Annotated in this window: 20 protein-coding genes; 4 read left to right on the top strand and 16 right to left on the bottom strand. The window is 71.0% G+C overall.

Annotation, left to right across the window (positions count from 1 at the left end):
- The first annotated feature begins 5 nt into the window (after positions 1-5).
- From ACQPYK_RS15205 to ACQPYK_RS15195, 3 genes are all read left to right on the top strand, one after another.
- The gene (locus ACQPYK_RS15205; RefSeq protein WP_433255647.1) at positions 6-686 is read left to right on the top strand and encodes an AzlC family ABC transporter permease; all 681 of its coding nucleotides are present in this window, start codon (positions 6-8) and stop codon (positions 684-686) included.
- Positions 683-994 (top strand): AzlD domain-containing protein, encoded by a 312-nt coding sequence (locus ACQPYK_RS15200; RefSeq protein ID WP_433255644.1) that lies wholly within the window; start codon positions 683-685, stop codon positions 992-994. The genes ACQPYK_RS15205 and ACQPYK_RS15200 overlap by 4 nt, the downstream gene beginning before the upstream one ends.
- A 73-nt stretch (positions 995-1,067) precedes the next feature.
- Positions 1,068-2,669, top strand: a complete 1,602-nt coding sequence (locus ACQPYK_RS15195) for a protein kinase domain-containing protein (protein WP_433255642.1) — start codon at positions 1,068-1,070, stop codon at positions 2,667-2,669.
- A 23-nt stretch (positions 2,670-2,692) separates the two neighbouring features.
- Here ACQPYK_RS15195 and ACQPYK_RS15190 read toward each other — a convergent pair whose 3' ends face one another.
- The 3 genes from ACQPYK_RS15190 to ACQPYK_RS15180 are packed head-to-tail and all read right to left on the bottom strand — an operon-like array spanning position 2,693 to position 4,585.
- Positions 2,693-3,622 carry an RluA family pseudouridine synthase gene (locus ACQPYK_RS15190; RefSeq protein WP_433255639.1) on the bottom strand — a complete coding sequence of 310 codons (930 nt, stop codon included), beginning with the start codon at positions 3,620-3,622 and terminating at the stop codon, positions 2,693-2,695.
- A complete protein-coding gene (gene lspA / locus ACQPYK_RS15185; RefSeq protein ID WP_433255636.1) occupies positions 3,615-4,202 on the bottom strand; it encodes a signal peptidase II in 588 nt (195 codons plus the stop codon). Before lspA ends, ACQPYK_RS15190 begins: the two co-directional genes overlap by 8 nt.
- Positions 4,166-4,585 (bottom strand): TraR/DksA family transcriptional regulator, encoded by a 420-nt coding sequence (locus tag ACQPYK_RS15180; RefSeq protein WP_433255634.1) that lies wholly within the window; start codon positions 4,583-4,585, stop codon positions 4,166-4,168. Before ACQPYK_RS15180 ends, lspA begins: the two co-directional genes overlap by 37 nt.
- A gap of 452 nt (positions 4,586-5,037) precedes the next feature.
- Here ACQPYK_RS15180 and ileS point away from each other — a divergent pair, with 452 nt between their 5' ends.
- Positions 5,038-8,202, top strand: coding sequence for an isoleucine--tRNA ligase (gene ileS / locus ACQPYK_RS15175; RefSeq protein WP_433255631.1), 3,165 nt, complete (start codon positions 5,038-5,040; stop codon positions 8,200-8,202).
- Between the two features lie 114 nt (positions 8,203-8,316).
- On the opposite strand, the gene ACQPYK_RS15170 is transcribed toward ileS, so the two are convergent.
- From ACQPYK_RS15170 to ACQPYK_RS15110, 13 genes are all read right to left on the bottom strand, one after another.
- Complete coding sequence (locus tag ACQPYK_RS15170) at positions 8,317-10,095, bottom strand: hypothetical protein (RefSeq protein ID WP_433255628.1); 1,779 nt, start codon at positions 10,093-10,095, stop codon at positions 8,317-8,319.
- Positions 10,096-10,139: 44 nt separating this feature from the next.
- Entirely contained in the window at positions 10,140-10,997 is an 858-nt protein-coding gene (locus ACQPYK_RS15165) for a DivIVA domain-containing protein (protein ID WP_433255625.1), read from the bottom strand.
- A gap of 49 nt (positions 10,998-11,046) precedes the next feature.
- The gene (locus tag ACQPYK_RS15160) at positions 11,047-11,334 is read right to left on the bottom strand and encodes a YggT family protein (protein WP_031160088.1); all 288 of its coding nucleotides are present in this window, start codon (positions 11,332-11,334) and stop codon (positions 11,047-11,049) included.
- Between the two features lie 82 nt (positions 11,335-11,416).
- Positions 11,417-11,920, bottom strand: a complete 504-nt coding sequence (locus ACQPYK_RS15155) for a cell division protein SepF (RefSeq protein WP_433255621.1) — start codon at positions 11,918-11,920, stop codon at positions 11,417-11,419.
- 120 nt (positions 11,921-12,040) lie between these two features.
- Positions 12,041-12,745: a YggS family pyridoxal phosphate-dependent enzyme gene (locus ACQPYK_RS15150; protein ID WP_433255619.1), complete on the bottom strand. Its 705-nt coding sequence runs from the start codon at positions 12,743-12,745 to the stop codon at positions 12,041-12,043.
- A 90-nt stretch (positions 12,746-12,835) separates the two neighbouring features.
- Positions 12,836-14,260: a cell division protein FtsZ gene (gene ftsZ, locus ACQPYK_RS15145; RefSeq protein WP_433255616.1), complete on the bottom strand. Its 1,425-nt coding sequence runs from the start codon at positions 14,258-14,260 to the stop codon at positions 12,836-12,838.
- Between the two features lie 226 nt (positions 14,261-14,486).
- Entirely contained in the window at positions 14,487-15,155 is a 669-nt protein-coding gene (locus ACQPYK_RS15140; RefSeq protein WP_433255613.1) for a cell division protein FtsQ/DivIB, read from the bottom strand.
- Between the two features lie 55 nt (positions 15,156-15,210).
- The gene (gene murC, locus ACQPYK_RS15135) at positions 15,211-16,617 is read right to left on the bottom strand and encodes a UDP-N-acetylmuramate--L-alanine ligase (protein ID WP_433255610.1); all 1,407 of its coding nucleotides are present in this window, start codon (positions 16,615-16,617) and stop codon (positions 15,211-15,213) included.
- A gap of 66 nt (positions 16,618-16,683) precedes the next feature.
- Positions 16,684-17,775 carry an undecaprenyldiphospho-muramoylpentapeptide beta-N-acetylglucosaminyltransferase gene (gene murG, locus ACQPYK_RS15130; RefSeq protein ID WP_433255608.1) on the bottom strand — a complete coding sequence of 364 codons (1,092 nt, stop codon included), beginning with the start codon at positions 17,773-17,775 and terminating at the stop codon, positions 16,684-16,686.
- Between the two features lie 66 nt (positions 17,776-17,841).
- Positions 17,842-19,170: a putative lipid II flippase FtsW gene (ftsW, locus tag ACQPYK_RS15125; RefSeq protein ID WP_433255605.1), complete on the bottom strand. Its 1,329-nt coding sequence runs from the start codon at positions 19,168-19,170 to the stop codon at positions 17,842-17,844.
- Entirely contained in the window at positions 19,167-20,564 is a 1,398-nt protein-coding gene (murD, locus tag ACQPYK_RS15120; protein ID WP_433255602.1) for a UDP-N-acetylmuramoyl-L-alanine--D-glutamate ligase, read from the bottom strand. Before murD ends, ftsW begins: the two co-directional genes overlap by 4 nt.
- Positions 20,565-20,604: 40 nt before the next feature.
- Entirely contained in the window at positions 20,605-21,663 is a 1,059-nt protein-coding gene (gene mraY / locus ACQPYK_RS15115; RefSeq protein WP_433255599.1) for a phospho-N-acetylmuramoyl-pentapeptide-transferase, read from the bottom strand.
- The gene (locus ACQPYK_RS15110) at positions 21,660-23,057 is read right to left on the bottom strand and encodes a UDP-N-acetylmuramoyl-tripeptide--D-alanyl-D-alanine ligase (protein WP_433255597.1); all 1,398 of its coding nucleotides are present in this window, start codon (positions 23,055-23,057) and stop codon (positions 21,660-21,662) included. The genes mraY and ACQPYK_RS15110 overlap by 4 nt, the downstream gene beginning before the upstream one ends.
- Between the last annotated feature and the right edge of the window lie 2 nt (positions 23,058-23,059).

Here is a 23,059-nt window from a genome sequence, read left to right as displayed (position 1 = left end):
TTCACATGGATACAACCACTCGTTCCTCAGCGGTCAGGGACGGACTGGGCGTGGGGATCGCCGTGGGACTGGCCGGGCTGGCGTTCGGCGCCGCCGCGGTCACCGCGGGGCTGAGCGTCGCGCAGGCGTGCGTGCTCAGCCTCTTCGCCTTCACCGGAGCCTCGCAGTTCGCCATGGTCGGGGTCGTCGCGGGCGGCGGCAGCCTGATCGCGGGCACCGCGGGCGCGCTGCTGCTCGGGGCCCGCAACAGCCTGTACGGCCTGCGCATGTCCGACCTGCTGGGAGCCCGTGGCTGGCGCAGGTTCCCGACGGCCCACGGCGTGATCGACGAGACGACCGCGGTGGCTCTGGCCCAGCCCGACAGGTCCTCGGCCAGGACCGGGTTCCTGGTCACGTTCGTCAGCATCTACCTGACGTGGAACGCCACCACCCTGCTCGGCGCGGCGGGCGCCTCCCGGGTGGCCGATCCGTCGGTGTTCGGCCTGGACGCGGTGGGCCCGGCGACGTTCCTGGCCATCCTGTGGCCCCGGCTCACCGGCGGCGGCGCCGAGGCCCGCACGCTGCGGCTGGTCGCCGGCGGTGGCGCGGCGGTCGCGCTGGCCACCACCCCCTTCACCCCGCCGGGCGTGCCCGTGCTGATCGCGGCGGTGGCCGTGCTCGCCGTCATCCTGAGGAGGCCGAATTGACTGTCTGGTGGGCCATCGTGGTCACGTGCGCGGGCTGCTACGCGCTGAAGCTCGCCGGGCTGTCGGCCCCGCGCCGGGTGCTCGACCATCCGACGGTGCAGCGCTTCGCCGCATTGGTCCCGGTGGCGCTGCTGGCGGCGCTGATCGCGGTGCAGACCTTCGCGCACGGCCAGGACCTGCACTTCGACGGACCTCGCACCGCCGGACTCGGGGCGGCCGTGGTGGCGCTGCTGCTGCGCGCGCCCTTCCTGGTGGTGCTCGCGACGGCGGCTGTCGTGACCGCCGCGCTGCGCTGGTTCATCGCCTGATTTCTCCCCCTCATTTACCAGACGATGTGGCACATAGGGAATGTCCGGGTCAATCAGGGGTATGCGGAGGCCCATGTCCGACTCTCAGGGGATCATCGGCGCCCGGTACCGGCTGCTGGAACACATCGGCCACGGAGGCATGGGCACCGTCTGGCGGGCGCGGGACGAGGTGCTCGGCCGTGACGTGGCGGTCAAGGAGGTCATTCCCTCTCCCGACCTGACCGGCCCCGAACGCGAGGTCTTCACCGTGCGGACGCTCCGGGAGGCTCGCGCCGCCGGGCGGATCGGCCACCCGGGTGTCGCGACGGTCTACGACGTGATCGAGGAGAACGGGCGCCCGTGGATCGTGATGCAGCTCGTGGACTCCCGAACCCTCGGCGCCGTGGTCCGGGAGGACGGGCCGCTGCCGCCGGCGCGGGCGGCACAGATCGGGCTCGAAGTGCTGGGGGCGCTGCTGGCCGCGCACGCCGCCGGAGTGCTGCACCGCGACGTCAAGCCGGACAACGTGCTGCTGTCGAAGGACGGCCGGGCCGTACTGACCGACTTCGGCATCGCGGTGCTCGAAGGCGACTCGTCGGTGACCAGGACCGGCGCCCTCATCGGCACCCCGGCGTTCATCGCGCCGGAACGGGCGAGCGGGGGCCCGGCGGAGTTCGCCTCCGACCTGTGGTCACTGGGGGTGACGCTCTACATGGCGGTGGAGGGACGCTCTCCCTTCGAGCGCGCCCACCCGCTGGCCACGCTCAGCGCGGTCATGCACCAGGAACCCGCCCCGCTGAGGTTCGCCGGGTCACTGGGCCCGGTGATCTTCGGCCTGCTCCGCAAGGATCCCGCGCAGCGCATGTCCGCCCAGGAGGTGCTGATCCACCTGCGGGCGATCGTGAACGGAACCGAACCGCAGCCCACCGCACCGATCGCGCTGCCGTCATCGGCTGCGGCGGCTGCGGTGCCGGCTCAGCCTGGGCCGTCGGCGCGGCCGGCGGACCGGGCGGCGACGGACCCCGTGGCGGCCTCCTCCCGCAGACGGCGGCGTCCGGCGGTCGCGGGCCTGGCGGCGGCGGTGCTCGCGATCACCCTGACTTCGGGCGGGGCGGCCTGGGTGGCTCTCAACTCCTCCGGTGGGCCCCCCACCGAACCCCCGACCTCCGCGAGCGTTCCCGCCCGGGAGAACACCCCGAAGAGGAAGACCGAGCAGGCGAAGCTGCCCACGAAGAAGAAGGACCCCACACCGGCCAGGACCGGCGACGGCCGGTACCCGCCCTCCACTCCCCCGGCCCAGGAGAGGCCCTCGCAGGGCGAACCGTCCCCGTCGGCCCGGCCGACGCGGAACGACTCGACGGGCCCGGAGAGCGGATCGAAGGACGATTCCGGCAAGAAGCCCGGTGAGAAGCCGGACGGCGACTCTGGCAAGGAACCCGGCAAGGAACCCGGCAAGAAGCCCGGCGAGGGCTCGAAGGACGACTCCGGAGACGATCCCGGTCAGCGGCAGGGCCAGAACCCCGGCGACGACTCCGGCGACGATTCCGGTGCCACCTCCGCCGACGACGCCACCCAGGACCGGCCCGAGCCGCCCCAGGAAGGGCAGATAGCCGAGCGGGCCGGCTTCGTGGGCGCGGAAGTCGCCCCCGGGAAGGCCGGCAAGGTCAAGGCCGGCAAGGGGAAGAAGAGCAAGTGATCGCCACCGGGACGGGGTGACCCCTACGACTCGCTCTCGACGACCTTCAGGGCGTGAGCCAGGTCATCGGGGTAGTCGGTGGTGAAGGAGACCCACTCGCCCGTCGCGGGATGCTCGAAGGCCAGGGAGACCGCGTGCAGCCACTGCCGGGTCATGCCCAGGCGCGCGGCCAGCGTGGGGTCCGCGCCGTACATCATGTCGCCGACACACGGGTGGCGCAGCGCCGACATGTGGACCCGGATCTGGTGGGTCCGGCCGGTCTCCAGCTTGATGTCCAGCAGCGACGCCGCGCGGAACGCCTCGATCGTGTCGTAGTGGGTGACCGACTCCTTGCCGCCGGCCACGACCGCGAACCGGCCGTCTCCGGAGGGGTGGCGGTCGATCGGCGCGTCGACGGTGCCGCGCAGCGGGTCGGGGTGGCCCTGGACCAGCGCGTGGTAGCGCTTGTCGACGGTGCGTTCCTTGAAGGCCCGCTTCAGATGCGAGTAGGCGTGCTCGCTCTTGGCCACGACCATGGCTCCGGTGGTGTTGGCGTCCAGGCGGTGCACGATCCCCTGGCGCTCGGCGGCGCCGCTCGTCGCCACCCGGTGCCCGGTGCCGAGCAGGCCGCCGATCACGGTCGGCCCGGTCCAGCCGGTGGTCGGGTGGGCGGCCACGCCGATGGGCTTGTTGACGACCACGATGTCGTCGTCCTCGTAGATGACTTTCATGCCGGGAACGGGCTCCGCGACCGGCATCGGGGTGGTGGGCGGCGGCGGCAGGACGACGTCCAGCCACGCGCCCGCGTGCACCCGGTCGGACTTGGCCGCGGGCGAGCCGTCCACCAGCACGTCGCCGGAGGCGATCAGCTCGGCGGCCCGGGTGCGGGAGAAGCCGAAAAGCCGGGACAGGGCGGCGTCGAGGCGCTCGCCCTCCAGGCCGTCGGGAACGGGGAGACTCCTGTGCTCAGCCATCCTTCTTCTCCCCTCCCGTGTCGCGCGTGCCGTCGATCTGGTAACCCCGCCAGGCGAGGAAGACGGCCAGGATGCCGCCACAGACGATCGCCGAATCGGCGACGTTGAAGACCGGGAAGTGCCCGGGGAAGGCCTCGATGAAGTCGACCACGTGTCCCTGCAACCCCCCGGGGTGGCGGAAGACCCGGTCGGTGAGGTTTCCCAGCGCCCCGCCGAGCATCAGGCCGAGCGTGACGGCCCACGGCACGCTGCGCAGGTTACGCGCGGTGCGCAGGATGGCGATCACGACCCCGGTCGCGATGATCGTGAAGACGATGGTCATCCCGGTGCCGAGGCTGAAGGCGGCCCCCGGATTGAAGATCACCCGGAACTGGAGCAGGTCGTCGAGGAGCACGACCGGTTCCCTGCCCTCGAGCGTCTTGAGCACGAGGGTCTTCGTCGCCAGGTCCAGGGCGTAGACGACCACCGCGATCGTTGCGAGCGCGGCGATCCGCCGCACTCCGGACGGGGCGACCCGAGCCGCCCCGCCGACGGTGTCGCCGCTCAGCGGCGCTCCTCCCGCTGCTTGCAGGCCACGCACAGCGTCGCCCTCGGGAACGCCTGAAGGCGCTCCTTGCCGATCGGCTTGTGGCACGATTCGCACACTCCGTAGGTTCCCGCGTCGATCCGGGCGATCGCCCGCTCGTTCTGCGCGACCAGGTCGCGCGAATTCAGGGTAAGGGCGATCTCGCGTTCCCGTTCATACGTGCGGGCACCGGCGTCCGCCTGGTCGTCTCCCGCACCATCGGTCACATCGCTCGACGCGATCTCGGACTCGGCCCTGGCGATCTCCTGGTTGAGCTCCTCGATCTCCGTGGCCAGTCGCCCGCGGACCTCCGCGAGCTCCTTGGCCGACCAGGTGACGACGGTACTGTCCTGTGACGGCGCTACCGCGCTCTCGTCTGCGCGTACAGTCGCGGCCATGTCGGCCTCCTTGCTCGATCGGACCGTATCCAATGCGGTAAACGGTGCGGGCAGCTTAGGTCTCCCATAACAGAACGGCAAACGACCCGCCGTGATGTTTACCACTCCCGTAACATCCGGCCCCTTCCTCTCGATTCCCTCACTCCGTCAATATCGGGAAGCTTTATGCAGGCCCGTGCGTTATCGTTTGAGCTTGCAAGGCGTTGATGGGGACAACTACCTCCGTGCCCCCTCGCACGAGCGACCCGGGGACGGTGTGAGCCCGGGGCGAGCCCCGGAGGGAAAATCACCCCGGAGCCGCCGGAAGAACGGTCCTCGCGACCCAGTAGACCCGGCAGCAACCCAAGGAAGAGGACCTTCGCCATCGAAGGTCAAGGAGGGTGGTACCGCGGGGCCGTACGGTCTCGTCCCTCCACGCCACTGCCAGCACCAGCGTGGAGGTCCCGCCCGTCATGTCCGCCTATTTCCGCTCTCTTCCCGCGCAGGTCGATCTGCCCGCGCTCGAACATGAGGTGCTTGACCGCTGGCGTGACGGCAAGGTCTTCGAGCGCTCGGTCGAGCAGAACTCCGACGGCCCCACCTGGGTCTTCTACGAGGGCCCGCCCACCGCCAACGGCATGCCCGGCGTGCACCACGTCGAGGCCCGCGTCTTCAAGGACGTCTTCCCCCGCTACAAGTCGATGCAGGGCTACAGCGTGCCCCGCAAGGCGGGCTGGGACTGTCACGGCCTGCCCGTCGAGGTGGCCGTCGAGAAAGAGCTCGGCCTGTCGGGCAAGAAGGACATCGAGGCGTACGGCGTCGCCGAGTTCAACGCCCGGTGCCGCGAGTCGGTGCTGCGGCACGTGGACGCCTTCGAAGAGATGACCGAGCGGATGGGCTACTGGATCGACCTGTCCCAGGCCTACCGCACGATGGACCCGGCCTACGTGGAGTCCGTCTGGTGGTCGCTCAAGGTCATCTTCGACAAGGACCTGCTGTTCCGCGACTTCCGGATCACGCCCTACTGCCCCCGCTGCGGCACCGGCCTGTCCGACCACGAGCTCGGCCAGCCGGGCGGCTACGAGACCGTCTCCAGCCCGTCGGTCTACGTCCGCATGCCCGCCACCTCCGGCCCGCTGGCCGACCTCGGCGCCTCGCTGCTGATCTGGACCACCACCCCGTGGACGCTGGTCTCCAACACCGCGGTGGCCGTGCACCCCGACGTGACCTATGTCGCGGCACGCCCCGCCGGGTCCGACGAGGTGCTGGTGGTGGCCGAGCCGCTGCTGGCCGCCGCGCTGGGTGAGGGCGCGCAGGTGCTGGCCACCTTCCAGGGCGCAGACCTGGAGCACACCACCTACTTCCGCCCCTTCGAGCTGGTCGACATCCCCGGCGCGCACTACGTGGTCCTCGGTTACTACGTCACCACCGAGGACGGCACCGGCCTGGTCCACCAGGCTCCCGCCTTCGGCGCCGACGACATGACGACCTGCAAGCGGTACGGCCTGCCGGTGGTCAACCCGATCGGCCCCGACGGACGCTTCCTCGACGGCGTCCCGCAGGTCGGCGGGCAGTTCTTCAAGGACGCCGACGAGGGCCTGACCGAGGACCTCAGGGCGCGGGGCCTGCTCTACCGTGGCAGCCATTTCGAGCACAGCTACCCGCACTGCTGGCGCTGCCACACCGCGCTGCTCTACTACGCGCTGCCCGCCTGGTACATCCGCACCACGGCGATCAAGGATCAGCTCCTCGCCGAGAACGAGAAGACCAACTGGTACCCCGAGACGATCAAGTGGGGCCGCTTCGGCGAGTGGCTGCGCAACAACGTCGACTGGTCGCTGTCCCGCTCGCGTTACTGGGGCACGCCGCTGCCGCTGTGGATCTGCTCGGCCGACGAGTCGCACGTCACCTGTGTCGGCTCGCTGGAGGAGCTGAGCCGGCTGTCGGGCCAGGACGTCTCCGCGCTCGACCCGCACCGCCCCTACGTCGATGACGTCACGCTGTCCTGCCCCACCTGCGGGGCCGAGGCGCGCCGGGTGCCGGACGTGATCGACGCCTGGTACGACTCGGGGTCGATGCCGTTCGCCCAGTGGGGCGCGCCGTATCAGTCCGAGGACATGCTCGAGAAGGCCTACCCGGCGCAGTTCATCTGCGAGGCCACCGACCAGACGCGTGGCTGGTTCTACTCGCTGATGGCGGTCGGCACGCTGGTCTTCGGCAAATCGTCCTACGAGAACGTGCTCTGCCTCGGCCTGATCCTCGCCGAGGACGGCCGCAAGATGAGCAAGCACCTGGGCAACGTGCTCAAGCCGATCCCGCTGATGGACCAGCACGGCGCCGACGCGCTGCGCTGGTACATGGCCTGCGCCGGTTCGCCGTGGGCGGCTCGCCGGGTGGGGCACGGCGCCCTGGAGGAGATCGTCCGCAAGGTCCTGCTGACCTACTGGAACACCGCGTCGTTCTTCACCCTCTACGCCAACGCCGAATCGTGGTCGCCGGCCAAGCTGGCCGAGGCCCCCTCATACGCCGAGCGCCCGCTCATCGACCGCTGGGCGCTGGCCGAGCTGCACCGGACGGTCGCCGAGGTGACCGCGTCGCTGGACGAGTTCGACACCGCCCGGGTCGGGCGGCGGCTGTCGGAGTTCCTCGACGACCTGTCCAACTGGTACGTCCGGCGCTCCCGCCGCCGGTTCTGGTCCGGTGACGCCTCGGCGTTCGCCACGCTGTACGAATGCCTGGAGACCGTCACCCGGCTGATGTCACCGGTGGTGCCGTTCATCACCGACTACGTCTGGGACGTGCTCCGCGACGCCGGCGGCCCCTCCTCGGTGCACCTGGCCGGCTGGCCCGCGGTGACCGAGGAGCTGCTGGACCCCGCCCTGTCGGAGCAGATGGGGCTGGTGCGCCGCCTGGTGGAGCTGGGCCGTTCGGCCCGCGCCTCCAGCGGAGTCAAGACCCGCCAGCCGCTCGGCCGTGCCCTGGTGGGCGCTCGCGGCTGGGCGGCGCTCTCCACCGAGCTGCGCGAGCTGATCGCCGACGAGCTCAACGTGCAGGGCCTGGAGGACCTGTCGGGCATCGAGGCCGACCTGGTCTCCTTCACGGTCAAGCCCAACTTCCGGGCGCTGGGCAAGAGGTTCGGCTCGCAGACCAAGCTGGTCGCCGCGGCCGTCGCCGCCGCCGACCCCGCAGAGCTGGCGCGCGGCCTGCGCTCCGGTTCGGCGGTCTCGGTGGAGGCCGGCGAGCTGGGCACGGTGGAGCTGAGCGGCGAAGAGGTGATCGTCACCGAGCAGCCGAAGTCCGGCTGGGCCGTGGAGACCGGAGCCGTCGACACCGGCACCGGCGAGACGGTCGCCCTCGACCTGACCATCACCGACGACCTTCGCCGTTCCGGCCTGATCCGGGACGTCGTCCGCCTGCTCCAGGACGCCCGCAAGTCGACCGGCCTGTCCATCTCCGACCGGATCGACGTGTGGTGGTCCACCACCGACGGCGACCTGGCCGAGACTCTGCGCGCCCAGGGCGGCACGGTGGCGGGCGAGGTCCTGGCCCTCTCCTTCACCGAAGGCTCCGACAGCGACCTGCCCACCCACCACGACGCCGACCTTGGTCTGACCTTCCAGCTCCGCCGCACCGTCTGATCTCTCCTGACGCGCGAGGTCTGCGGTCGCGACGATAACGGAAGGGGCCCTGGGGATTTCCCCAGGGCCCCTTCCGCTGTGGCGATGCGGCTCGCGGGTGATCCGGCCGGTGGCTTAGCCGCCGTCGCGGCAGACCGAGCAACTGCTCAGGCCGGCCTCCTCGGCTTCGGATCGGGACATGGTCTCGATGCCGCTGCCGTCCGTGCCCTTGATGAGCGGACAGGCCGAGCTGTGGAAACGGCGGGTGCCGACGATGACCTTGACCGTTCCGGAGTCGTCGGAATCCGGCTGCTCGTCCATGACGACGGGAATCCCGTGGGGGGCCGTGTCGGTGTCTTCGTCGTCCGCCCCGGAAATCCCTTCGTCGTCCGCGACGGAGACCTCTTCGTCTTCCGCGGCGGAAACTCCTCGCGAGACCTCCTCGGACGTCTCCTGCGGAGCTTCCTGCGGCTCCGCCGAGGTGGAGTCGGCCGTCACCTGCCCGGCGCGCCCGGGTGCGGTGTCGACCGGCTCCACCGGCTCGGAGGGGCTGTCCGGCTCCACGGACGCGGGCCGGCCGGGAGCCTTCCGCTTCGCCGGGGAAGGCTTCTCGGAAGCCTCCTGTCCGGCGGAGCGGGTCGTGGTCGTGACGGGGGTGTCGGGCTCTGAGGGGCCCGATTCGGCGGAATCGGCCTCGGCGGGCGCGTCCGGCTCCTCCTGTTCGGCGGGCGCGGGGTCGGCTGGGCCGTCCACGTCTCCGATCGGGGCGTCGTCCTCGATCTCGATGATGACCTCGGGCTCCGGTGACGCCGTGGAGGACCCGGCAGGCCCGGCGGAATCGTCTTCGGCGGAGGGGGGCTCGGCCGGGGTCTCACCCTTGAGCTCGTCGAACTCCTCGGGCTCGTCGAGCTCCTCAGGCTCCGGCTCGGACGCGACCGAGGCGACCACGTCGCGACTGAACCAACTGGTGGCCTCAGAGTCGGCGGAGGTGGAGGTCTCGGAGTCGGCGGAGGTCTCGGGGTCGTTGGAGGTCTCGGAGTCTGCGGAGGTCTCCGGCTCGGGCGCCGGAGGCCGGGCCGAGAACGATCGGCCGGCGGACTCCGCGGCGCGCGACGGGCTCGCCGGTTCTTCGGACCGCGCCTGATCTCCGGACTGCGGGGTGCCGGGGATGTAGGGGCGGGTCACCGCGACAGCGCTCTCCTGGCTCTCCTGCGAGCCGGACGAGGGGACGGGTGCGTACGGCGGGCCGAAGCGGGCGGTGGGCTCGTGCACGCCGGCTTCGCGGGCCTCGGCGGAGAGGCTGGACTCCTGCGAGGAGAGCGGGGGCTTGGCCGTCTCCTGGGCCTCGTCCGGGGCGTTCTGCGGCTGGGTTCCGCCGCTGAACTCGGGCAGGCACGTGGTGCAGGGCGTGAAGCCCTCCTCGCGCGCCTCCTCGTGAGTGAGCTCCTCATGGTCCCTGCCGACGAGTTGCCGGCATCCGGCGACGTGATACCGCTTGCGCCCGGGGATCACCAGAACGATCGCCTCGGGGCCCAGCAGGCCCTGCCTCGCGGCGGGGACCGGCCCGGCCGTCTGACTCGGCCGGGGCCGGGTCGCGACGGTCGCCGGTCGCGGCGTCCCCTGCGGCACCCCGGCGTGCGGTGCCGGGGGGGCTTGCCGGTGCGGCGGCATCATGTGCGGTGCGGGCATCGGCCCGGCCGGGACCGGCCCCTTGGACGGGAGCGGAGCCGACCCGGCGCGTTCGCGGCCGGGGAACAACTCGTGGCGGCGCAGCAGCGCCCCGATCACCAGGAAGACCGCGGACAGCACGCTGACCGCGATCGACCACATGACCAGAAATGGCTTGGCCAGCACGAATCCTGCAATGAGCAGGACGATGGCCGTAACCACCAAACCGGCGCTGATAAGGATCACAGAGGAACTCCCGGATACGGGTCAGGGGGGTTTGACCCGTTACCCTAGCGGCGGTCGTTGTGCGGACCGTCAACGCCCTGGAAGGCGCCCGAATGCTGCGGCGGCTCGCCACCGAACGGGTTGGCGGCGCCCTGCATGTTGGGCTGCCCACCCGGGGCGACGGCGTGGGACATGGCGGGGGGGCCGCCCACGATCGGGAATCCGCCACTGCCCTCGGCAGCCACGTTCAGCTCGGCGAGCTGGTTCTCCAGGTAGAGCTTCAGACGGCTGCGGTATTCGCGCTCGAAGCTGCGCAGCTCCTCGACCTTGCGCTCGAGCTCGTCGCGGGTCTGCACCAGCGAGCCCATGGCCTGGCGGTGCCGCTCCTGCGCATCGCGCTCCAGCGTCTCGGCGCGGGCGCGCGCGTCACCGATGACCTGCTCGGCCTGACGACGCGCCTTGCCCAGGATGTCGTCGGCCTCGCGGCGCGCCCGGGTCACCGTCTCGTCCGCCTCCCGGCGGGCGTCGGCGATCGCCTGGTCGGCCGTCTGCTGGGCCAGCGCGAGCACGCGAGCGGCGGTGTCCATGTTGTCCTCGGCGGGGGGCATCCCCATGCCGACGGGAACAGGCTGCTGGTGCTGCACCGGCTCGGGGGCACGCATCGGCTCCGGCTGCGGCATCATCATCTCGGGCTTGGGCTCGGCGACGGGAGCGGGCGCCATGGCCATCCCCATTCCGCCGGGCACCTTGCCCCGCAGGCACTCCGCGAGTTTGGCGCGGAGCTCCTCGTTCTCCTGAATGAGGCGGTCCAGCTCGGACTCGACCTCATCGAGGAAGGCGTCTACCTCTTCTTCGTCATAGCCCGGCCTGAGCCGGGTCGTACTGAATTGCTTGTTCCGCACATCAGCGGGCGTCAGCGGCATTTCGGTCTCCTTGGCGCGCTTGGAGTCTGTCCGGAGGGACGGTACCCGATCAACGAAGCGCGGACACGAGTTGGATCAAGACCAAGACCACAATGAACAGCACTGTGAAGCTTAGGTCAAAGGCCACCGTACCCAACCGGAGTGGTGGAATGAAACGGCGGAGGAACTTGAGAGGTGGATCGGTCACCGTGTACACGGCTTCCGCCAGAACGAGCACGACCCCCGTGGGTCGCCACTGACGTGCGAACGCCTGCACCGTCTCAAAGATCATTCTGCCGATCAGCAGAACCAGGTAGAGGGACAGGACAACGACCAAGATCTCGCTAACGATCCCCACGGCCCGTCCCCGCCTCCGCTCTGTTCCGCCGTCCCCGGTCTCGTCTGGACCTGTCCGGCCGATCACTGTTCATGGTGGAACTCTAGCTCTGGTTGAAGAACCCGCGTTCCGCGATTCGGGCCTTGTCCTCGGCGGTCACCTCGACATTGGCAGGGGACAACAGGAACACCTTGTTCGTAACACGTTCAATGCTGCCGTGTAGGCCAAAGACAAGACCTGCCGCGAAATCGACAAGCCGCTTGGCGTCGCTGTCAACCATCTCGGTCAGATTCATGATGACCGGGGTGCCGTCCCGGAAGTGCTCGCCAATTGTCCGCGCCTCGTTGTAGGTGCGGGGATGAAGTGTCGTTATACGCGCCAGATCGGTCGTGCGGCGCTCTATGACAGCCGTCGCGGGCCTTGGCGCGGGCACGCCGGGATCGGTGTCGTCCTCGCGGTCGAGGACCGTGCCGGGCCGCTCGTCGCCGACCCTCCGCGAGTCGTCGAAGTCGTCGTACTCGTCGTCGGAATAGCTGTCGTATCTCTCGTAGCGGTCGTCCTCCACAAGACCGAGGTAGACCGCCATCTTGCGCATCGCGCCGGCCATCGCTACTTCTTCCTCCGCCTTACTTCGATTTGCCTGGGGCGGTAGCCGCACCCCCTTGGAGCTCACCACCGATCGACCTCTATCTGGATACGCGGACGCCAAGGTCCACTTGAAGGGACATTACCTGACTAAGGGCTTCCTGCGACCGAGCAACGCCGTACCGACACGCAGGTGTGTCGCACCATTCGCAATAGCCTCTGACATATCACCGCTCATGCCCGCCGAGATGACCCCGGCCTCCGGGTGGGCGTCCCGTACGACCTGCGCGATCTCCCGCAGCCTGGCGAAGGCCCTGGCGGGCTCCTCCCCCAGCGGCGCCACCGCCATCACCCCGCCCAGCCGCACCCCGGGGGCCCCGGCGAGGGCGTCGGCCAACGCGGCCACGTCCGCCGGCCGCGTCCCGCCACGTCCGGGATCGTCGTCCAGGGCGACCTGCACCAGGCAGGTGACCTCCCTGCCCGCCCGGACCGCCTCCTGGCTGAGCGCGCTCACCAGGCGAGGGCGGTCCACCGAGTGGACGACGTCGGCGTACTCGATCACGGAACGGACCTTGTTGGTCTGCAACTGGCCGACGAAGTGCCAGGTGAGGTCGAGACCGGCGCACTCGCGCGCCTTGCTCGAAGCCTCCTGGTCACGGTTCTCCCCCATGTCCGTGACCCCGAGCTCCGCCAGTAATCGCACGTCAGAGGCCGGATATGTCTTGCTCACCGCGATGAGCGTGAGCTCCTCACGGGCACGGCCGGCGACCCGGCAGGCTTCGGCGATGTTCGCCTCGACCTGGGCCAGACCGGCCGCGATCTCATCACGTCGTGTTGTTTCCGTCACTTCTCCGCCGTTCACATACCGACAAACCGGCGGAATCCATTCTCCCTGTCACGGCTGGGTGATTCGTCGCCCACCCAGCCGTGAGCAATGTCACTTCAGGAAGTCAGGGACGTCGAGCTCTTCCTCCTGCTCCTCGAAGATCACCGGCCGCCGGCGGGCGGGGTCGGACACCCTCGCGGAGATGGGAGTGGGCTGCGACGGCTCCGGCGCCGGACGCGGGATCGACACCGGCGGCACCGGCGACTCCTCCGCACGCGGCGGCTCGGCCTGCTCGGCCGGGACGTGCGCCGGCGGGGCGGAGTGCATCGGCTGGACCGGCTGGGCCTGCGGGAGCGGCTGCGGTGCCGGCGGGATCGGCGCCTCCACCACCGGGGCGGGCACGGGAGGCGGGCTGACGACCGGCCGGACCGGTGGCGGCTGCTCGACTCTCGGCTCCGGCCGGGGCTCGGCCTTCACCGTGGGCGGCGCCGGACGGACCGGCGCGGTCACCGAGGGCGCGGCCGGCGCCGGGCGCGCCGCCGGCTGCTGGCGGGCGGCCGGCTGCGGCACGACCGCCTTGTTCTCCGCGGCGGGCTCGTCGAACCCGGCCGCGATCACGGTGACGCGCACCTCGTCGCCGAGGGCGTCGTCGATGACCGTGCCGAAGATGATGTTGGCGTCCGGCGCGGCGGCGTTGGAGACGAGCTGGGCCGCCTCGTTGATCTCGAACAGGCCGAGGTCGGACCCGCCGGCGATCGACAGCAGCACGCCGTGCGCGCCGTCGATGCTGGCCTCCAGCAGCGGACTGGAGACGGCCATCTCGGCGGCGGCGACCGACCGGTCGTCACCGCGCGCGTGGCCGATGCCCATGAGCGCCGAGCCTGCGCCGGACATGACCGACTTCACATCCGCGAAGTCGAGGTTGATCAGACCCGGCGTGGTGATGAGATCGGTGATGCCCTGGACACCGGAGAGCAGTACCTGGTCGGCCGCCTTGAAGGCGTCCAGCACGCTCACCTGCCGGTCGGAGATCGACAGCAGCCGGTCGTTCGGGATCACGATGAGGGTGTCGACCTCCTCGCGCAGCGTCTCGATGCCGGCCTCGGCCTGCATCGCCCGGCGCCGGCCTTCGAAGCTGAAGGGCCGGGTGACCACGCCGATGGTCAGCGCGCCCAGCGAGCGCGCGATGTTGGCCACCACCGGGGCGCCGCCGGTGCCGGTGCCACCGCCCTCTCCGGCGGTGACGAACACCATGTCGGCGCCCTTGATGACCTCTTCGATCTCCTCGCGGTGGTCCTCGGCCGCCTTGCGCCCGACTTCGGGGTTGGCCCCCGCGCCGAGGCCGCGGGTGAGTTCGCGCCCGACATCGAGCTTGACGTCGGCGTCACTCATCAGCAGCGCCTGAGCGTCGGTATTAATGGCGATGAACTCGACGCCCTTGAGTCCCTCCTCGATCATCCGGTTGACGGCGTTGACTCCGCCTCCGCCGATTCCTACAACCTTGATGACCGCGAGGTAGTTCTGCGGTGCTGCCACGACGAGGGGCCTTTCCGCTCGTTGACTTGCAATTTCATGCGGCACGGGGGCCCGTGCCGTCGCTTCCAAAACTCTCACCCTCAAGTTGAGATTTAGATTTATGTCAACCTGAGGAGTGATACGGACAGTAGGAGTTGCGCTCCTGGCGGGTCAACTAACCGCGCCGCAAGCGCGCCCGGCGTGTCGCGGGCCGTCCTTTTCGGAGAACGCCCGCGACCGGGTGAGATCACTTCACCGTCACGACGTCGGGCGAGCTCACGTCATAGGTGTCCGCCGGACGTTTCAGCAGCGTAAGGAGGATCTTCGCCTTCTCGGCCGGACGGTCCCGGCCGCCCCACACGACCGCGCGGCCGTCCTTCAGACGCAGCGAGACGGTCTCGGGCGACGGCGCGAGGACTTCGGCGACCAGCCGGCCCAGATCTCCCGGCAACGCCGCCATGACGGCCAGCGCCGCGCCGGTCGCCGGATCGCCGGGCTGCGGGCGGTCCACCCGCAGCACCGGAAGAGACGCGGGAGCGGTGTCCTTGATCTCGGTCATCACGCCGTGCCGGTCCATGACCGCGAACTTGGGCCCGACCGGCACCACCGCCAGCGGCTCGCGCTCCACGATCTCCACCACCAACGTGCCGGGCCAGCCACGGCTGACCCGCACCGTCTCGATCTGCCGGATCCGCCTGATCCGCTTCTCGACCTCGGCCACGTCCACGACGGCCAGGGGTCTGCCCGTCGGCACCCCCGCGGCCTGCTGGACCTGCTGGGCCGGGATGGCGAGGTTGCCCACCACCCGGATGTCCCGCACGCCGAGCACCGACGAGAAGAACACCAGCCAGGCCGCGATGGACACCACCCCGACGGTGAGCAGGGCCAGGAAGGCCGACCTCCAGACCCCGTTCACCGTCTCCCCCCGTCCGGCGGCTCGGGCGCGGGCGCCCTGCGTCCCCTCCCGTGGGTCACCTGGCGGCCAGCTCCGCGACGATGCGGGGGCCCAGTTCGGTCACGTCGCCCGCGCCCATGGTGAGCACGATGTCTCCGGGCCTGACCCGGTCGGCCACCAGGGCGGGAACCGCCTCCCGCTGCGGCGCGTAGGTCACCTGCCCGGACGGCAGGGGCACCTTGCCCGCCACCAGCGCTCCGGAGACGCCCGGCTCGGGGTCCTCACGGGCGCCGTAGACGTCCAGCACGATGGCCTCGTCCGCCAGCCCCAGGGCGACTCCGAACTCGTCGGCGAAGAACCTGGTGCGGGAGTAGAGGTGCGGCTGGAAGACCGCGACGACCCTGCCGGAGCCGGAGAAGGAGGCCACCACGTCCCGCGCCGCGCGCAGGTCGGCGGCGAGCTCGGTCGGATGGTGGGCGTAGCTGTCGAAGACCGCCACTCCCCCCGCCTCGCCCTTGGCCTCGAACCGGCGCTTGGCGCCGGTGAAGGCCGCCAGGCCGTCGCGTATCTCGTCGAAGGACACCCCCAGCTCCGCCGCCACGGCGATGACCGCGGTGGCGTTGAGCGCGTTGTGACGGCCGGGTACGGCGAGCCTGACCTCCCCGTGGCCACCGACCGTGAAGGAGATGCCCAGACCGTCGGGGACGATCCCGTTCACCCGTAGGTCGGCGCCCTCGGCCTCACCGTAGGTGATCACTTTCAGGCCTCGCGCGCGGGCTATCGGGACCAGCGCCGCCGACCCGGGGTCGTCGGCGCAGATCACCATGGACTCCCCGACCCGCTCGACGAAACGGGCGAAGCTGTCGTAGACCGCGCGCGGATCGCCATAGTTGTCAAGATGGTCCGGCTCCACGTTCGTCACCACGGCGATGTCCGGGGCCAGCATGAGGAAGGAGCCGTCGCTCTCGTCGGCTTCCGCGACGAACACCCCGCCCGCGCCCTCGTCGGCGCCCAGGCCGGTGGTCACGAGCTGACCGCCGACGCAGTAGGACGGGTCGGCGCCGCACTTCTGCAGCGCCACCGTGAGCATCGAGGTCGTGGTGGTCTTGCCGTGGGTTCCGGCCAGGGCGATCCCGGTCCGGCCCGCCATGACCGAGGCCAGCGCGGCGGCTCGGGGAATGACGCGCAGGCCCTGGCGCAGCGCCTCGCCCAGTTCGGGGTTGGAGTCGCGGATCGCGGTGGAGACCACCACCGTGTCGACGTGCTTGATGTGCGAGGCGGCGTGGCCGATGTGGACTCTGGCGCCCAGCTCCCGCAGCTCGGTCACCATGTCCGAGCCGCGAGAGTCGCTGCCGGAGACCGGCACGCCGCGCTTGAGCAGGATGCGTGCGATGCCGGACATGCCGGCGCCGCCGATCCCGATGAAGTGGACGCGCCCGAGATCCTCCGCCGCGACCGGATCCACCAATTTGACCAAGCTCATCGGTCGCTCACCGTTCCTCGTTCACTGCGCCGGCGGCCTGGGGCCTCGACCGGTCACGCGTCCAGCTCATCGGGCTCTCCCCTGCGCCGCGATCTGCAACACCCTGCGGGCGAGCGTCATGTCGGCGTCTTTACGGCCCATCCTGGAGGCGGCCTCCGACATGGTGACCACGCGCTCGGGGTCGGACAGGATGGGAAGGACGTTCTGAATGATCCACTCCGGTGACAGGTCGGCGTCGTCGACCATGAGGCCGCCGCCGGCCTGCACGATCGGCTCGGCGTTGAGCCGCTGTTCGCCGTTGCCGTGGGGAAGCGGGATGTAGGCGGCGGGCAGGCCCACCGCGGTCAGCTCGGCGCAGGTCATGGCACCGCTGCGGCACAGCGCGAAGTCGGCCGCGGCGTAGGCCAGATCCATCCGGTCGACGTACTGCAGCACGACGTACTGCGGGTCGCCGGGCGGCGGCTCCTGCTCCAGCGTGTTCTTCGGGCCGATGACGTGCAGCACCTGCACCCCGGCCCGGCGCAGCGCCGGGGCGGCGGCCAGGGCCGCCTGGTTGAGCGAACGCGCGCCCTGCGAGCCACCGGTGATCAGCAGCGTGGGCAGGTCGGCCTCCAGGCCGAACCAGGAGCGCGCCTTGTCGCCCATGGACAGCCGGTCCAGCGAGACGATCTCACGGCGCAGGGGGATCCCCACGTGTTGCGCGTGGTTCAGCGGCGTGTTCGGATGACCGGTGAACACGTGGTCGGTGAGCCGGGCGCCCAGCCGGTTGGCCAGGCCGGGCCGCGGGTTGGCCTCGTGCACCACGATCGGCACTCCGCGTCGTCGCGCCCCGAGGTAGGCGGGGGTCGCCACGTAACCTCCGAAACCGACCAGCGCGTCGGCCTGGACCCGCTCCATGATGCCCGCGGCCGCGTTGATGGCGCCCGCCAGCCGTCCGGGCACGGTCAGCAGCTGGGGTGTGATCGCCCGGGGCAGCGGCACCGCGGGCACGAGCTGTAGCTCGTAGCCCCGAGCCGGCACCAATCGCGTCTCCAGGCCGCGCTCCGTGCCGAGGCACGTGATCCCGATATTCGGGTCGAGCCGGCGAAGCGCATCGGCCAGTGCCAACGCCGGTTCGATGTGACCGGCCGTCCCGCCGCCGGCGAGGACCACCCTCATGTCGGTCCTTTCACTTATCGTCTTCCTCGGACCCGCCGTCGTTTCCGCGTCGGACCACCCAGTCGCCTATCTCCTCGCCCGGACCGGCCGTCGTTGGCGGACCGGACCACCCAGGCCAAGCCAGCTTAGGCCCCGCGCCAGCGGTCCGGGGCCACGCGCGGCCAGCGCCTGGCTCGCGCCCGGCTCGTGTTTGGCGAAGGCGAGCAGCATCCCGAGCGCGGCGAGGGTCGGCAAAAGCGCCGATCCGCCGTAGGAGACCAGGGGCAGCGGGATGCCGGTGATGGGCAGCACGCCGATGACGGCACCGATGTTGACGATGGCCTGACCGACGATCCAGGCGACCGCGGCGGCCGCGGCGAGCCGGACGAACGGGTCCTTGACCCGGGTCGCCACCCGCAGGCCCGCGTAACCCAGCAGGCCGAACAGGGCCACCACGACCAGCGTGCCCATCAGGCCGAGCTCCTCGCCGAGGATGGAGAAGATGAAGTCGCTCTCGGCGTGCGGGGTCCAGTTCCATTTCTGCCTGCTGAAGCCCAGCCCGAGCCCGAACCAGCCACCGCTGCCCATCCCGATCTGTCCCTGCACCAGCTGGTATCCGGCTCCCTGGGCGTTACCCCACGGATTGAGCCACCCCTTGATCCGATCCGAGCGGTAGCCCTCGAAGGTGATCATCGTGATGGTGGCCAGCACCAGGAGCGACAGGAGACCGCCGAACAGCTTCAGCGGCGCGCCCACCACCCACAACAGGGCCAGGAAGATCATCATCAGCACCAGGGTGGTGCCGAGGTCACGCCCCAGCATCACCAGGACGGCCATGATCGCCAGTCCCGGCATGAGGGGGATCAGCAGCCTGCGCCACTCGATCCGCCCGGCGCGCGCTCCCCTGGCGAGGAGGTCGGCGCCCCAGATCACCAGCGCGAGCTTGGCCGGCTCCGACGGCTGGATGGTGAGCTCGCCGATGTAGATCCAGCGCTGCGCGCCCAGCTCCGAGGTGCCGATGAAGAGCACCAGGATCAGGCCCAGGGCGGCGAAGACCATCAGCGGGTAGCCCACCAGCCGGAAGAACCTGACGGGCAGCCGGGAGCAGATCCACATCAGCAGCAGCCCCACCGCCATCGAGACGAACTGCCGCCCGAAGAGCGCGAACGCCGACCCTCTCGTCTGGAGCGCCTCGACGCTCGACGCGGACAGCACCATCATCAGCCCCAGGGCCATCAGCAGCGCGGTGACGCCCAGCAGCAGGTGGTAGGAGAAGAGCGGACGCGCCAGCAGCTCGCGCACGCGCGCGAGCCTGCCGTCGAAGGAGCCGGAGTCCGGCTCCCGATCCTGCTCGGCGCTCTTCGCCACCCCGCTCCGCCGGCCGGCCGGGCGCCCCGGGTCCTCTAGCGTGGTCATGCGTCCCCGGCGTCGTGCCGTGATCCGCCCAGACCCTCCACAACGGCCCGCGCGAACGCCTTCCCGCGGGCTCCGTAGTTGGGGAACATGTCCAGGGAGGCGCCGGCCGGGGCCAGCAGCACGGTGTCTCCGGGAGTGGCGAGCCTGGCGGCTTCGGTGACGACACGGTCCATGACCCCAGTGTCTTGGCCGACGACCTCCACCACCGGGACATTCTCGGCGTGTCGCGCCAGAGCCTGCCGGATTCGCTCGCGATCGACGCCCAGGAGCACCGCGCCGCGCAGCCGGGGCGCGGCCCGCCGTACGAGCTCGTCCACGTCGGCGCCCTTGAGCTGCCCGCCGGCGATCCAGACGATCGAGGGGTAGGCGGCGAGCGACGCCGCGGCGGCGTGCGGGTTGGTGGCCTTGGAGTCGTCCACGTAGTCGACCTCGCCGATCCGCGCGACCCGCGCCATCCGGTGCGGGTCGGGGACGAAGTCCAGCAGGCCCTGCCGTACGGCCGCCGCGGGCACCCCGTAGGACCGGGCCATGGCCGCGGCGGCGAGGGCGTTGGCCACGTTGTGCGGCGCGAACGGCCGGACGTCGGCGAACGAGGCGAGCTCCTCGGCGTTGCGCACCGGGTCGTCCACGAACGCCCGGTCCACCAGCAGATCGTCCACCACGCCGATCTGCCCCGGCCTCGGCACCTCGAGGGTGAAGCTCACCGCGCGCGTTCCCGGGATCCCTCCGTACGGCGCGGCCAGCCGGGCCGACCACTCGTCGTCGGCGTTGTGGACGACCGTCCCCGCCCGGGTGAAGATCTCCCCCTTGACCCGGGCGTACTCCTCCATGGAGCCGTGCCAGTCGAGGTGGTCGGGGGCGAGGTTGAGCACGGCGGCGGTGTGCGGGGCGAGGCTGGGCGAGCGGTGGAGCTGGAAGCTGGACAGCTCCACGGCGAGCACCTCGGCGGGTCCGGTGACGGCCTCGACGATGGGGGTGCCGACGTTGCCGACCGCAAGCGCCGCGCGCCCGGCGGCGGTCAGCATCGAGGTGAGCATCCGGACCACGGTGGTCTTGCCGTTAGTGCCGGTCAGCGCCAGCCACGGTGCGGCGCCCGCCGGGCGGAGCCGCCAGGCCAGCTCGACCTCGCCGATCACCTCCACCCCGGCCTCGGCCGCCGCGACGAGCAGCGGATGGTGCGGCGGCCAGCCGGTGGCGACGACGAGGGTGGTGCCGGCGGGGAGCCGCGCGGGCTCGCCGAAGCGCACCTCGACCCCCAGCCCGGCCAGCTCCGCGGCGGTCGCCCTGGCCCGTTCCCCGTCCCGGCCCTCCAGGACGACCACCTTGTCGCCCCGGGCGGCCATGACGCGGGCGACGGCCGTGCCGGAGACCCCGAGGCCGGCGACGCAGATCATGCGGTCACCTCCGCGGGCCAGGCGCTCGAAGCCGCCGCGCTCATGACTTCGGCATCCATTCGACGTAGAACAGCCCGAGGCCGGCGGCGGCGAAAAGGCCGGCCAGCAGCCAGAAGCGGACCACGATGGTCGTCTCCGCCCAGCCCGCCAGCTCGAAGTGGTGCTGGAGCGGGGCCATTCTGAAGACCCGTTTGCCGGTCATCTTGAAGAAGCCCACCTGGATCATCACCGAAGCCGTGATGACCACGCACATCCCGGCCAGGATGATCAGCAGGAGCTGGGTGCGGGTGGTGATGGCCAGGCCGGCGATCACGCCGCCCAGGGCCAGCGAGCCGGTGTCCCCCATGAAGATCTTGGCCGGCGGGGCGTTCCACCACAGGAAGCCGATCAGCGCGCCGAGCACGGCGGCGGCGACCACCGCCACGTCCAGCGGGTCGCGGACCCAGTAGCAGTTGGGGCTGAGCTGGGTGGTGCAGCTGTTGCGCAGCTGCCAGTTGCCGATCAGGACGTAGGAGGCCAGCACCACGCCGGTGGCGCCGCTGGCCAGGCCGTCGAGGCCGTCGGTGAGGTTCACCGCGTTGGAGAAGCCCACGATCATGATGAGCACCCAGATCGTGAACCCGATGATGCCGATGGACGGCCCGAAGTCCCGCAGGAACGACAGCCGGGTCTCTGCCGGAGTGATCAGGTAGGGGTTCTCGAAGCGGGTCACCAGGACCGCGAAGACCGCGCCGACGACGAGCTGGCCCAGGGCCTTGGCGCCGCTGCGCAGGCCGAGGCTGCGCTGTTTGTAGATCTTGATGAAGTCGTCGAGGAAGCCGACCGCGCCGAGGCCCACCATCAGGAACAGCACCAGCACGGCGGAGGCGGTGGGCGGGGTCCAGGTGGCCAGGTGGGCGCAGACGAACCCGACCAGCGCCGCGATGACGATCACGGTGCCGCCCATGGTGGGGGTGCCGCGCTTGTCGTGGTGGCCGGAGGGGCCCTCCTCCCGGATGCTCTGGCCGTAGCCGCGTCGCGAGAACAGGCGGATCGCCAGCGGCGTGCCGAACATCGACAGCAGCAGGCCCACCGCCGCCGCGATGAGGATCCCCATCATCGGCGGTCACCCCCGAGCAGCGCCTCGGCCACACGCTCCAGTCCGGCGGCCCGCGGCCCCTTGACCAGCACCACGTCACCGGGGGCCAGCAGCGGCGACAGCGCGGCGACGGCCGACTCGGCGTCGGGGACGTGCGTGATCCGCGTGGCGGGCGAGGCGTCCGCCACGGCGGCCTCGGCCCCGGCCAGGAGCGGGCCGGCGTCGGGTCCGACGACGAGGAGGCCGGCGAGGCCGGCGCCGGCCGCCAGGCGGCCCACGCCCTCGTTCAGGGCCGCGCTCTCCTCGCCGAGTTCGAGCAGGGAGGCGATGACCGCGAAGCGGCGGCGGCCGCCCGCGAGGGCGTCGAGGGCGCCCAAGGCGGCCCGCATGGAGTCGGGGTTGGCGTTGTAGGCGTCGTTGATCACGGTGACGCCGTCCTCCCGGTCGGTGACCTCCATCCGCCAGCGGCTGCGGGGCTCGGCCTCCGACAGCTCCTCGGCGATGGTGGCGACCGGCAGGCCGAGTTCGTAGGCGGCCGCGGCGGCGGCGAGCGCGTTCTCCACGGCGTGCTCGCCGTACAGGCGCAGCGCGACCGGCGCGGCGCCGGACGGGGTGCGCAGCGTGAAGGAGGCGCGGCCGCGGTCGTCGAGGGTCACTCCCTCGGCTCGCACCGCGGCGTTCTCGGCGCGGCCGTACCAGGTGATCCGGGCATCGGTACGGCGGGCCATCGCGGCCACCAGCGGGTCGTCGGCGTTCAGTACGGCCACGCCGTCGGCGGGCAGTGCCTCGACCAGTTCGCCCTTGGCCTCGGCTATCGCCTCCTTGCCGCCGAAGACGCCCAGGTGGGCGGTGCCGACGTTGAGGACCACGCCGATCTTCGGCGGGGCGATGCGGGCGAGATCGCTGATGTGGCCCGCGTGCCTCGCGCTGAGCTCCAGCACCAGGTAGTGGGTGGCCTCGTCGGCCTTCAGCACCGTGAGCGGGTGGCCGATCTCGTTGTTGAACGAGCCGACCGGGGCGACCGTCGGGCCGATCCTGGCGGTGAGGCGGGCCAGCAGGTCCTTGGTGGTGGTCTTGCCCGCCGATCCGGTCACGCCGACGACCGTGGTCGACGGCAGCTCGGCGCAGACGGCGGTGGCCAGGTCGGCCAGCGCGGCGACGGTGTCGCCGACGACGATCGTGGGGGCCTCGACGGGCCTGGACGCCAGCACGGCCACGGCCCCGGCCTCGACGGCCTGGGCGGCGAAGTCATGCCCGTCGACCCGGGTGCCCTTGATGGCGACGAACAACGACCCCGGCTCGACGGCGCGGGAGTCGATGACGACCGGGCCGCGCACGACCGCACGGGGGTCGGCCATGCCCGTGAGGGCGCCCGAGGTGATCTCGGCGATCCTGGCCAGCGGCAACGGGATCATGA

The organism is Streptosporangium sp. CA-135522, assembly GCF_050949235.1.
GTDB lineage: Bacteria > Actinomycetota > Actinomycetes > Streptosporangiales > Streptosporangiaceae > Streptosporangium.
This window is presented reverse-complemented; position numbering and strand designations above follow the sequence as displayed.

Bases quoted from the DNA above. Each gene is read 5' to 3' on its own strand.
- mraY (WP_433255599.1), bottom strand. From the start codon at position 21,663: ATGATGGGGATCCTCATCGCGGCGGCGGTGGGCCTGCTGCTGTCGATG.
- ACQPYK_RS15180 (WP_433255634.1), bottom strand. From the start codon at position 4,585: ATGGCCGCGACTGTACGCGCAGACGAGAGCGCGGTAGCGCCGTCACAG.
- murG (WP_433255608.1), bottom strand. From the start codon at position 17,775: ATGAGGGTGGTCCTCGCCGGCGGCGGGACGGCCGGTCACATCGAACCG.
- ACQPYK_RS15195 (WP_433255642.1), top strand. From the start codon at position 1,068: ATGTCCGACTCTCAGGGGATCATCGGCGCCCGGTACCGGCTGCTGGAA.
- murC (WP_433255610.1), bottom strand. From the start codon at position 16,617: ATGAGCTTGGTCAAATTGGTGGATCCGGTCGCGGCGGAGGATCTCGGG.
- ACQPYK_RS15205 (WP_433255647.1), top strand. From the start codon at position 6: ATGGATACAACCACTCGTTCCTCAGCGGTCAGGGACGGACTGGGCGTG.
- ACQPYK_RS15155 (WP_433255621.1), bottom strand. From the start codon at position 11,920: ATGGCCGGCGCGATGCGCAAGATGGCGGTCTACCTCGGTCTTGTGGAG.
- ACQPYK_RS15165 (WP_433255625.1), bottom strand. From the start codon at position 10,997: ATGCCGCTGACGCCCGCTGATGTGCGGAACAAGCAATTCAGTACGACC.
- murD (WP_433255602.1), bottom strand. From the start codon at position 20,564: ATGATCTGCGTCGCCGGCCTCGGGGTCTCCGGCACGGCCGTCGCCCGC.
- ACQPYK_RS15190 (WP_433255639.1), bottom strand. From the start codon at position 3,622: ATGGCTGAGCACAGGAGTCTCCCCGTTCCCGACGGCCTGGAGGGCGAG.
- ACQPYK_RS15110 (WP_433255597.1), bottom strand. From the start codon at position 23,057: ATGATCCCGTTGCCGCTGGCCAGGATCGCCGAGATCACCTCGGGCGCC.
- ftsW (WP_433255605.1), bottom strand. From the start codon at position 19,170: ATGACCACGCTAGAGGACCCGGGGCGCCCGGCCGGCCGGCGGAGCGGG.
- ileS (WP_433255631.1), top strand. From the start codon at position 5,038: ATGTCCGCCTATTTCCGCTCTCTTCCCGCGCAGGTCGATCTGCCCGCG.